The organism is Achromobacter sp. 1011791174 (assembly GCF_059760925.1).
Window position 1 is genome coordinate 1 of the sequence record NZ_JCBANH010000144.1, and the last position, 10,163, is coordinate 10,163.

Genomic DNA, 10,163 nt, shown 5'->3' on the forward strand with positions numbered 1-10,163 from the left:
ACCCCGGCACTGGCCCGCAACGTTGCGAGCCGCCAGCAAGGATCCGCGACCGCGCTGTGAGCGAAGGGGCAGACCTCCCGTGGCAAGAGGGCCGCGCCCCGGCTCAATTATTGGCCTGGCAACGGCCGGAAAAGCCGACGCCGTTCCATGCCAATGCATTGGCCGGCGCATAGAATGGGTCGCGGCACGCAATGTAGTGCGTGCGCACGCCTATGGTTCCCACATTGAAGGTGTCGCTCTGCCCGGCCCGCAGCGTCTTGGCGCCCGTGAGCCGGCGGCTGCAATCGCTGACCTTCCTGCCCTGGGAGTCCCCTCTCGCAACGACGCCCTCCGAACAGAACGTGATCTGGATCACGTAGGAGCACTGGTTGCTGATCTGTTCGGTGGCCTTGAACTGCGGATGCGGGCCGATGCGCACGCACTGATCGACGGCGTCGCTGTAACGGAACGGCTGTTTGCCGGTGGCGGCGTTACCTTGCTCGGGTCGCCCCCCCGCCGGGCCGTTCGAGTACGAGGGCGCGCTCCGGGCCGGACTCTGGCTGCCCGCGCCGCCGGACGTCCTGGCCGCGGGGCTGGGCGCCAGCTCGGAATGGCCGACGGCGGCGTAGGCCGCGCTCACGCCGCTGCTTTCACAGGTGCGCCTGAAGGTGATGTCCGCGTTGCTGCCGTACTTCTGGTTGGTGGCCTTGAGGAATCTGGCGACTTCTCCATTGCAGGTGTTCCTGTCGGCCGGCTGGGCCGAGGCCACTTGGGAAAGCAGGCCCAGGAAAATCAGAAAGATGACTCGGCAGGCCTGGATTTTCATGTGCGGTTCCTTGATGTGGGGAGGTGGGAGCAGCGACCCATCGATTTGTAGCGTATTGCATCGCGAAGGAAAATACGCTTCATCCCCAAGATGAGGGATGCGTTTGAAACGCCACGACTGACCAGGGCCTTTCCCGGATTCGCGCGTCCCTGCCTGGCGGATTACTGCCTCGCCTGCGCGCCGGCCACCCGCCGTTTCCCCCTGCTAGCATGTGCCTGGCCGTCAGGCCGACGGCCCACTCATCCGCAAAGGACCGCGAAGCCATGGCTGAACCGCTTTTCATCGTCGCCGACATCGACCTCAGCGCCCCGGCGCTGCGCCGATGGCTGAAGTCCGCGCCGCTATCCGTCGCGGCATTCGATGACTGGCCGGAGTCTGTCCGCCTTGGCGCTCCAGGCCTCACCGAGCTGGCCCCGCCCGTGGAACCCTGCGTCGCCGATGCGCTGGTCAGCTACTGCGTGGACAGTTTCGGACGGGAAGATGGGCACCTGCACTGCCGGCACGACGAGCAGGCGCATGCGCTCCGGTTCGCGGCGTGCTTCCAGTATGGCGATGAGGCCGGCGCCCTGGCGTCCGCGCTTTTTCTCTGCGCCCTGCTGCGCGGGCTGGCGCAGGCCTACACGGCAAGGCAGCCCTCATTCATCCGCCTGTTCAACGCCGACGACGATCTGGTCTGCATCGGGATCGGCAAGCAGTCCTCGCGCGTCCTGCCCGCTCCGGCGCATGCGCGGGTCTCGCCCCCATGGTTCGACGATTGGATCAGCCAGGACAACCTGGGCGATCCGGGCAGGCTCATGGTCGCGCTGTTCCCGCCCCTGGCCCGCGCCCTGAAGAAGCAGTTGGCGCTGGGCGCGCTGCAAGCCAGCCCGGATGCGCCCCACCACTACGACAGCCACTTCTGGACCGACGGCGAGCATGTGTATCGATGGCCCGGCGACCAGCCGGTGCCAGGTGCCGCCCCCCGGACTTTCCGGCGGGTCACGCCCGCCAACGCCATGGACTCGGCGTTCTACACGGATGGACGACAGGTCTGGTACCACCGCCCCATGGTGGGGGTCGTGCCCGTACAGGCGCTTGAATCCGGAACCGCCATGCAAGGCTGGCGGCCGTTCGGTTCGGACGGCGAACCGCTGCTGCGTTGCGGCGACACCGTCTGGACCGTCGCGTGCATGGACTATCCCGATAGCGGGAACGCGCCGGACGAGGCGAACTACCCGCTGGGCGGAAATACCCCGGCCAATGTCGCGCGCGTCCTGGAGGGCATTGCCTCGCAGGACGGCATCCCCACATGGGAAAAGGCCTACGACTACGAATACCTGCGCCCCACCCGGGTGCTCGGAAAGTCGTTCGCCCACGTGCAAGACAGCCTGTTCGAGGACGGCGAATCCGTCTACGTTCAGGCGGCGCAGGGCCTGCTGCGCCTGGAGGGCGCGCTTCCCGGCATGACGACGGACCTGGGCGCGCTGAGCCTCAACAACGGGCGGGTCTTTCATCGCGGGCAAGCAATCCGGCGCCAGCCCGATGCCGCCACGTTGCGCCATATCGGCCACGATCTGTACGCGGACGACAGGCGCGTCTACCTGCTGCGCCACGAGATGGACGGCATCCATTCCCATCCGGATCTGCGGATTCTGCAGGACGCGGATCCGGCGCGCTTCCGGATCAGGCACGTCCTGCCGCACGCCATTCTCAGCGACGACGAACAGCAAGTCTGGCTCAACGGCGAACCGCTACACGGCGTGACGCCCCGCGCCATCAAGCTCATGGGTGTGTTCTTCTGGACGGATGGCGTCCACGTCTATCACTGCGAGAAACGGATTGCGCAAGCCGATCCGGCCAGATTCGACGTGCTGGCCGACTCCGACTACGCGCGCCAGGACGACGCCGTCTACTTCCGCGACCAACGAATTCCCGGCGCGGACGCGGCCAGCTTCGTCGCCGACGACATGAGCACGGCGCACGACCGGCGCCGGCGCTATCTGTTCGAAGAGCCGGTCATGAGTCAGGACGACGCCGCCGACTCCTGACCGCGCGCGGCCGGCCGGGGTGGCCGGCGCCAGGCCGGCGGGTGAATTCAACATAAAATACGGCGGCGCACCCCAAGCGCCCAATTCCGGAGTCCCCACGGCTCCGCGTCGCCGATGCTCAAATTCATCCTCCGCGTCTTCGTCGTCGCCGTCATCAGCTTCGCCGTCGCATACCAGATCGTGAACCGCGGCCTGGGCTATCTGGTCGAGCCCATGGTCGAAGACCTGGCCGTGCGCACCATGCGCGGCCAGGTGTACGCGCTGCACAAGGACCTGGACCCCGTCGCCCCTGCCGACCGCGCCACCTTTCTGCTGCAGCAGGTCCTGCCCCATTACGGCCTGGAGCTGCGGCTGCTGGCGGACGCCCAGGTCCAGCCCACCGAGAACGAATTCCGCCAGATCGACACCGCCGGCTTCCTGATGCGCGACGACTTCGAGACCGTCGTCATGCCGCTGCCCGGCGAGCCCCGGCAATGGCTGGAAGTGAAGCTGCCGGGCGATGACCCGATGGACAAGGCGCTGACCTGGGGCGCCTGGATCGTGCTGAGCCTGCTGCTGACGGCCACGCTGCTGCTGCTGTGGGCGCTGCCGGTCTGGCGCGACATGGACGCGCTGCGCAACGCCGCGCTGCGCATGGGCCAGGGCGACCTGGGCATACGCGTGCGGCTCTCGCGCATCGCCGGCATTCGCCACATCGGCGAAACCTTCAACCAGATGGCCTCGCGGATCTCGGCGCTGATCGAGAACCAGCGCAGCATGACCAACGCCGTTTCCCACGAACTGCGCACGCCGCTGGCGCGGCTGTCGTTCGAACTCGACCTGCTGGCGCGCGAAGAGGCCGCGCCCAAGCGCGGCCTGATCATCCAGGACATGCACGCGGACATCGAGGAACTGCAGGGCATGGTGGCCGAACTGCTGGTCTACGCCCGCCTGGAACGGCCCGCCGAGGAGTCAGTCAAGCTCGAGACCGTGGACACGCTCGACTGGCTGAAGGAAGCGCTGGCGCTGGTCGCCTTCCAGGCCGAGGCCCGCAACGTGCAATGCCACATCCAGGAAGGCTACCCGGACCACATCGACCTGCATCCGCGCTACATGAGCCGCGCGCTGCTGAACCTGGTGCAGAACGCCGTGCGCTATGCCGACGGGCACGTGCACGTCTCGGTCACGGGCTGCCCCGAGGGCGGCTTCCAGCTCATCGTCGACGACGACGGGCCCGGCATTCCGGCCGCCGAACGGGAGAACATCTTCGAGCCCTTCATCCGCCTGGACGACAGCCGCGACCGGGGCACGGGCGGCGCCGGCCTGGGGCTGGCGATCGTCAAGCGGGTGGCGGCCAGCCACAATGGCAGCATCGAAGCCTGCGCCAGCCCGCTGGGCGGCGCGCGCTTCGTGTTGCGCTGGCCGGCCGGGACGAAGGCACACTAGCGCCGGCGCTTGCCGCTCAGGACGCAGACAGCCGCAGAGCCGACGGCTGCGGCAGCGCGGACGCCTCGCCCTCCACCTCCACCACCTGGCCGCCGCCCGGCAAGCGGAAGGCGCTGACGGCGCGCTTCAGGTCGGCGGCCTGGTCCTGCATGGAGCCGGCCGCCGCGGCGGCCTCTTCCACCAGCGCGGCGTTCTGCTGCGTGACCTCGTCCATCTGCGACACCGCGCGGTTGACCTGCTCGATGCCGTCGGCCTGCTCGGCCGAGGCGGCGGCGATCTCGCCCATGATGTCGGTCACGCGCTGCACCGAGGCGACGATGTCCTGCATGGTGGCGCCGGCGCGCTGCGCGCTGTCCGAACCCTGGCCGATCTTGCCGACGGTGTCCTCGATCAGGCCCTTGATCTCCTTGGCCGCCTGCGCGCTGCGCTGCGCCAGCGTGCGGACCTCGGCGGCGACCACCGCGAAGCCCTTGCCCTGCTCGCCCGCGCGCGCCGCTTCCACGGCCGCGTTCAGCGCCAGGATGTTGGTCTGGAAGGCAATGCCGTCGATCACCGACACGATGTCGGCGATCTTCACCGAGCTGGCCGAGATCGCGCTCATGGCGCCCACCACTTCCGACACCGTGGCGCCGCCGCGCGACGCCGTGTCCGAGGCCGCCGCCGCCAGCTGGTTGGCCTGGCGCGCGCTGTCGGCGTTCTGCTTGACGGTGGAGGACAGCTCTTCCATGGACGCCGCCGTCTGTTCCAGCGACGCGGCCTGCTGCTCGGTGCGCGACGACAGGTCGGTATTGCCGGCGGCGATCTGGCCCGAGGCCGAGGCGATGTTGTCCACGCCGGCGCGGATCCGGGCGACGGTGGCGGCCAGGTTGCCGTTCATCGTCTGCAAGGCCCGCATCAGCTGGCCGATCTCGTCACGCGAGCGCACGGCGATGTTGCTGGTCAGGTCATTGGCCGCCACGGTGCGCGCCACCGCCAGCGCATCCGACAGCGGGTGCGTGATGCTGCGGGTCAGCAGCACCGCCAGCAGCAGGCCGCTGAGCAAGCCGATGGCGCCGATCACGATCATCCACAGGTTGGCGCTGGCGTATTCGCCCTGGATATCCTGGGCGCGGGCGTCGATATCGGCGCGCTGCACGCTGGACAGCTTCGAGATCAGTTCGATGAACTGCCGCGTCGCCGGCAGGAATTCCTGGGCGAATACGCGCTCGGCGGTGGCCACATCGCCGTCCTTCTTGGCCTTGAAGATGGTGTCGCGCGTGCTCAGGTAGGCCTGGCGCGCCTTGGCGATGCCGGCCCACAGCTCCTTTTCCTCGGGGCTTTCGATCAAGGGTTCGATCTGCTGCTGCAGCTGCGAGGAATTGCGCGTGGACGCGGCCGCCTCGTCGGCGAAGAAAGTCGCCAGGCTGGCGTCGGCGCTCTTGGCGATCGCCGTGGTGCGGGTCACCCCGGAATGGATGTTGCGGGCCCAGTCGTTGACCAGCCGCTCCTTGACCAGCGAGCGCTGCGTGACGGTTTCCACCGAGCGGTTGATTTCGGCCAGCCCCAACAGGCCGACCACGCACATGATGATGATCATGGCGAGCAAGACGGAGAATCCGCCGGCCAGGCGGGTTCCCAATTTCAGGTTTTTCATAGCTTCCCCGGTTTTCCCGCCGGCGCCGGGCCGCCGGCCGTCAGGAAAATCCGCCCCAAGATAAAAGTCGGTGTATCGGTAAAAGTGCCTGCGGAGCGTTTGAGTTCGTGGATATCCGCAATAACCCAGGAAATGCTAGCAGCGGCGATCCGGTAGGCATCGCGGGAAATGGAGAAGGTTTTGACCCAAGCTCCGGGCTTTGCGCGGCCGGCGCGGCGGCCGACCAGGAAGTCTCCCGCCATTGCGGGACGCCCGCCTTGACATCCCGCAAGCGGGACGCGGCCGGCTCAGGCGGCCAACGGCGCGCCTTCGCCCGGCATGCGTTGCGGCGGCGGCGTGCTGGCCACGTTGCGCAGGTAGTACTTGATGAACTCGGCCGCCGGCATGGGCTTGCCGTACAGCCAGCCCTGGCCGAAATCGACTTCGCGCGCCTTGAGGTAGTCGGCCTGGTCCTGGCGCTCGATGCCTTCGGCCACGGTCAGCAGATTGAGCGAGCGGGCCATGCCGATGATGTGCTCGGTGACCTTGTGGGTGGCCGAATCGGTGCCGATGGCATCGACGAAGGTCTTGTCGATTTTCAACGAATCGAGCGGCAGGCGCTGCAGGTAGGCCAGGCTGGAATAGCCTGTGCCGAAGCCGTCGATGGCCACGGCGTGGCCCAGCCGGCGCGCCTCGGCGATGACGGGACCGGCGGTGTCCACGTCCATGAAACCGCGTTCGGTGGCCTCGAGCCAGATCTGGCGCGGCTCGATGGACGTGTGCAGCAGCATGCGCTCGAGCACCCGCAGCACTTCGCCGTCCTTCATGTCGCTGGCGCCCAGGTTGACCGAGATATGCACGCCGCGGTCGACGGCGAGCAGCTCCTCCATGTCCCGAATCACCAGCCGAAACACCTCGGCCGTGATACGCGGCAGGATGCCGTTTTCCTCGGCGATGGCGATGAACACGTCCGGCCGCATCTGCTTGCCGCCGGGACGTTGCCAGCGCACCAGCGCCTCGGCGCCCACGCAGCGGCCCGAACGCAGGTCGATGATGGGTTGGTAGTGCACCGCCAGCTCGCGCCGGCTGACCGCGGTGGCCAGCTCGCCCGCCAGCGACAGGCGCCGGCGCGACAGCCAGCACACCAGGCCGATCATGACCAGCGCGGTCATACCGCCCATCGGCAGCCAGAGATTGCGTTCGCGCCGCAGGGAACTCAGGGCCTCGCTGGCGGGTTCGAGCAGGACCACGGTAATGTCGTCACCGCGCGCGACGGCGGTCAGGTAGTCCTCTTCCACGTCGAGCTTGCCGCCGTTGAGCGCCTGCGCCACCAGCATGAGGTCGGGATGGTTGTGGCTGCCCAGCATGCCCGAGCCCGGCAGCACCAGCGCCATCTGCACGCCATCGGTCGGCGTCAGCTGGGTGAACCGGCCGGGCTCGATCAACGCGCTGTAGTCGCCGTAGCGCACCGCCACCATGCGCAGGCCCGGACTCACCACCGGCACGGCGTCCAGCCGCAGCGCGGCGCCGTTCTTCAGGTGCAGATGCGGCGGCTCAAGCCGCGCCTGATCGTCCGGTATGCCCCAGCTGGTGCAGCGCACGTAGCCGTCCGCGACGTAGGCCAGCTCATCGATGGAACGTTCCTGCAGCGACAAGGTCTGCATCATCCGCACGTGCTGCGGCGAACAGGGATCGATCCGCATGGCGTTCAGCCGGTGCAGCACTTCCACCGTCTGGTCCAGCATGCCTTGCGTGTACTTGAGGATGCGCTGCGCCTGGTTGTCCAGGCTCTGCTGCTCCAGCGCCACCGCGCGCGACCACGACATTTGCAGCGCGAAGCCGATCGGCAGGAAGGCGCCCGCTGCGGCCAGCAACACGGCAATTCCGATCACATACTTGCGCGGCATCGGGGCGGGTCTCTAGAGTTCGCTTCTGCGGCGAGGTTTTAGGCTTTTACACGCTTTATACGTCAAGCGCGCGTCTTAGCTGGCGTACACGCAATAATGTCTCATCCTCGGAGGCCAGATTCGTGAATCCCAGCAACAGTCCCTGCCGCGTCGCTTCCCCTGCATAGCGCGCCGACAGGGGCTGGGCGTTCAGGCCCGCCGCCTGGGCGCGTCGCGCCTGCGCGGCGTCGTCGCCATATTCCGGCAGCCGGACGATGAGGTGCATGCCGCCCTGCGCCAGCCCGATCTCGGCGCCGTCGCCGAACACCTGCCGCAGCGCCGCCGCCAGCAGACGCCGGCGGCGGCCGTACAGCTGGCGCATCTTCTTGAGATGACGGGAAAAATGCCCTTCGGCCATGAAATCGGCGACGATGGCCTGGACCAGCTTGGGGCAACCATTGGACCCGGTCGCGGCCGCCTGCCCGCAGGCCTGGACCAACGGCGCGGGCGCCACCAGGTAGGCCAGCGCCAACCCGGGGTAAAGCACCTTCGAGAAACTGCCCGTGTAGATGACGCGGTCATGCGCATCCAGGCTCTTGAGCGCAGGCAGCGGCGGGCCGGCGTAGTGGTATTCCCCATCGTAGTCGTCCTCGACCACCCAGGCGCCGGCCTGCGTCGCCCAGCCCAGCAGCTCGGCACGCCGGGCCAGGCTCATCGAGACGCCCAACGGCGCTTGATGCGACGGCGTGACGAGCGCCATGCGCGCCCCTGGCGCGCGCTGGCGTCCGGCCTCCACGATCAGACCCTCGCCATCGACCGGCACCGCCACGAGACGGCAGCCGTGGCGCTCCAGAACCTCGCAGGGCGGCGCGAAACCCGGTTCTTCCACCCAGACCGGATCGCCGGGCGCCAGCAGCGCGCGCGCCAGCAATGCCAGACTGGCCCGATGGCCCGCCGTGACGAAGACCTGCCCCGGTTCACAAGCCGCGCCGCGCGAAACCGACAGATAGGCCGCGATCGCCTGCCGCAAGGGCCAGTAGCCGGCCGGATCGCCATAAGCCATGTCGGCCGGACTCAGGGCGCGCAACCTCCTGGCCGCCAGCCGCAGCCACTGCTTGCGCGGAAAGGCATCCAGCGCCGGCATGCCCAGCTGAAACGGCGGCGGCGCGGCGTCAAAGCCATGCATGGCCGCCACGCCGGGCGCTGGCGCCATGGCGGCCTGTGCCGGCCGGCGGGGCATCCGCGCCGCGGCCGGCAGGCGCGGCGACACCACGGTGCCGGCCTGGCCCCTGGCCAGGAAGTAGCCCTCGCCCATGAGCTGGCTGTAGGCCAGGTCCACCGTGCCGCGCGCCACGCCCAGCTCGCTGGCCAGACTGCGCGCCGACGCCACCCGGTCGCCCGGCGCCAGCAGGCCCTGCTCGATGGCATCGCGAAAGCGCCGGTATATCTGGCGGTACAAGGGCTCGCCCTGGCGACGTTCCAGGTCCGGCAGCGGGGTACGGGGAGGGCTTTTCATGGACCAGTATTCTTGTACAGATATGGCTCTTTCAACTGAGCCATGGTAGCCCTATTCTGGCGGCATGAACAACGGATCCCATGGGGCCATCGCAATGCAAGACCGAATTTTCCTGGCGGGCGCCACGGGCGCCATTGGCACGGCGCTGATCCCCCTGCTGCGCGCGGCCGGCTACGAGGTGCATGGCGCCACCCGCAACGCCGATCGCTGCGCGGCCCTCGAAGCCGCCGGCGCGACGCCCGTCGTAGTGGATGTGTTCGACTCGGCCGCCTTGCGAACCACGCTCGCCCGCATCCGGCCGCGCCATGTCATGCACCAGCTGACCGATCTGGCGCTGCTGGGCGACCCCGCCCGCGCCAGCGAGGCCGCGCGGCGCAATGCGCGCATCCGCGACGAAGGCACGCGCAACCTGGTCGCTGCGGCGCTGGCCGCCGGCAGCGAAACGCTGGTGGCCCAGAGCATCGATTGGATATATGCACCGCAGGCGGCCCGCCCCTGCGACGAGGCACAAGCGCTGGACCTGGACGCTCAGGGCGACCGCCGCGTCAGCGTGATGGGCGTGGTTGCACTGGAACGACAGGTGCTGGGCGCGCCCGGCATCACGGGCACGGTGCTGCGTTACGGCCGGCTGTATGGTCCCGGCACCGGCGCGACCGCCCGGCCCGCGACGAACGCGCTGCATGTGGAAGGCGCCGCCTGGGCGGCGCTGCTGGCGCTGCGCCATGGCGGCGGCGTGTTCAATATCGCCGAGGACGAATCGGAAGTGAGCACGGCGCGCGCCCGCGCGACGCTGGGCTGGCGTCCCGGCATGAGCGGGCTGCCGGCCATCGCGGCCTGAGGCCGCGCGCCGCCGGTTCAGCTGGCGGCGTCCAGCCCGTAGCGGGCGACCCCC

General features: G+C 68.7%; 8 protein-coding genes. 3 read left to right on the forward strand and 5 right to left on the reverse strand.

The genetic code is table 11. The annotated features are described in order from the left end of the window. Positions 1-103: 103 nt before the first annotated feature. Positions 104-805: a hypothetical protein gene (locus tag AC6LJ5_RS28820; RefSeq protein WP_498142296.1), complete on the reverse strand. Its 702-nt coding sequence runs from the start codon at positions 803-805 to the stop codon at positions 104-106. 209 nt (positions 806-1,014) lie between these two features. Here AC6LJ5_RS28820 and AC6LJ5_RS28825 point away from each other — a divergent pair, with 209 nt between their 5' ends. Together AC6LJ5_RS28825 and AC6LJ5_RS28830 are read left to right on the forward strand one after the other, a co-directional pair. Continuing rightward, the gene (locus AC6LJ5_RS28825; RefSeq protein WP_498142297.1) at positions 1,015-2,832 is read left to right on the forward strand and encodes a hypothetical protein; all 1,818 of its coding nucleotides are present in this window, start codon (positions 1,015-1,017) and stop codon (positions 2,830-2,832) included. A gap of 114 nt (positions 2,833-2,946) precedes the next feature. Continuing rightward, the gene (locus tag AC6LJ5_RS28830) at positions 2,947-4,257 is read left to right on the forward strand and encodes an ATP-binding protein (protein ID WP_498142298.1); all 1,311 of its coding nucleotides are present in this window, start codon (positions 2,947-2,949) and stop codon (positions 4,255-4,257) included. 16 nt (positions 4,258-4,273) lie between these two features. On the opposite strand, the gene AC6LJ5_RS28835 is transcribed toward AC6LJ5_RS28830, so the two are convergent. The 4 genes from AC6LJ5_RS28835 to pdxR all read right to left on the reverse strand — a co-directional run bounded on the left by AC6LJ5_RS28835 (position 4,274) and on the right by pdxR (position 9,271). Further along, on the reverse strand, positions 4,274-5,890 hold the full coding sequence (locus AC6LJ5_RS28835) for a methyl-accepting chemotaxis protein (RefSeq protein ID WP_392413652.1): 1,617 nt from the start codon (positions 5,888-5,890) through the stop codon (positions 4,274-4,276). Further along, complete coding sequence (locus AC6LJ5_RS28840) at positions 5,887-6,132, reverse strand: hypothetical protein (RefSeq protein ID WP_498142299.1); 246 nt, start codon at positions 6,130-6,132, stop codon at positions 5,887-5,889. The genes AC6LJ5_RS28835 and AC6LJ5_RS28840 overlap by 4 nt, the downstream gene beginning before the upstream one ends. 45 nt (positions 6,133-6,177) lie before the next feature. Next, positions 6,178-7,746: an EAL domain-containing protein gene (locus AC6LJ5_RS28845; RefSeq protein WP_498142300.1), complete on the reverse strand. Its 1,569-nt coding sequence runs from the start codon at positions 7,744-7,746 to the stop codon at positions 6,178-6,180. 85 nt (positions 7,747-7,831) lie between these two features. Beyond that, positions 7,832-9,271, reverse strand: a complete 1,440-nt coding sequence (gene pdxR / locus AC6LJ5_RS28850) for a MocR-like pyridoxine biosynthesis transcription factor PdxR (protein WP_498142301.1) — start codon at positions 9,269-9,271, stop codon at positions 7,832-7,834. A 94-nt stretch (positions 9,272-9,365) separates the two neighbouring features. Between pdxR and AC6LJ5_RS28855 the strand changes: the two genes are divergently transcribed. Beyond that, positions 9,366-10,109: an NAD-dependent epimerase/dehydratase family protein gene (locus AC6LJ5_RS28855; RefSeq protein ID WP_498142302.1), complete on the forward strand. Its 744-nt coding sequence runs from the start codon at positions 9,366-9,368 to the stop codon at positions 10,107-10,109. Positions 10,110-10,163: the final 54 nt, after the last annotated feature.